The following is a 631-nucleotide window of genomic DNA, read 5'->3' as shown; positions in this document are numbered from 1 at the left end:
CCCACGTGCAGTCGATCACCGAGCGGATCAGCCTGGACGGCGCCCCGATCTCCGCCGAGCGGTTCATCGAGACGTACCGGGACATCCAGCCGTACGTGGAGATGACCGACGCCCAGCAGGAGTTCCGGCTCTCCTTCTTCGAGGTGCTGACGGCGATGGCGTACGCGGCGTTCGCCGACGCGCCGGTCGACGTCGCGGTGGTCGAGGTCGGCATGGGCGGCACCTGGGACGCGACCAACGTCATCGACGCGGCGGTCGCCGTCGTCACCCCGATCTCGCTGGACCACACGGACCGGCTCGGCAGCACGCACGAGGCGATCGCCACCGAGAAGGCGGGGATCATCAAGGCCCGGGAGGGGGCCGACGGCGCCGCAGGGGCCACGGTGGTCCTCGCTCAACAGCCGGTGGAGGCCGCGTCGGTGCTGCTCAAGCGGGCCGTCGAGGTGGACGCCACGGTGGCCAGGGAGGGCATGGAGTTCGGCGTGCTGAACCGGGAGGTCGCGGTCGGGGGCCAGCTCCTGACGCTGCGCGGCCTCGGCGGCGAGTACCCGGACCTCTTCCTCCCGCTGCACGGCGCACACATGGCGCACAACGCGGCCGTGGCGCTCGCCGCCGTCGAGGCGTTCTTCGG

The 631-nt window shown here is 71.9% G+C and carries 1 protein-coding gene; it reads left to right on the top strand.

Annotated elements, in window-relative coordinates; genetic code table 11:
* The coding region (locus KUM32_RS40235; protein WP_254406767.1) for a Mur ligase family protein at nt 1–631 on the top strand (631 nt) is incomplete at both ends.

Source organism: Streptomyces sp. AC627_RSS907 (genome assembly GCF_019049165.1).
The sequence above is the reverse complement of the archived record's forward strand: the minus strand, read 5'-3'. Positions and strand labels throughout refer to the sequence as shown.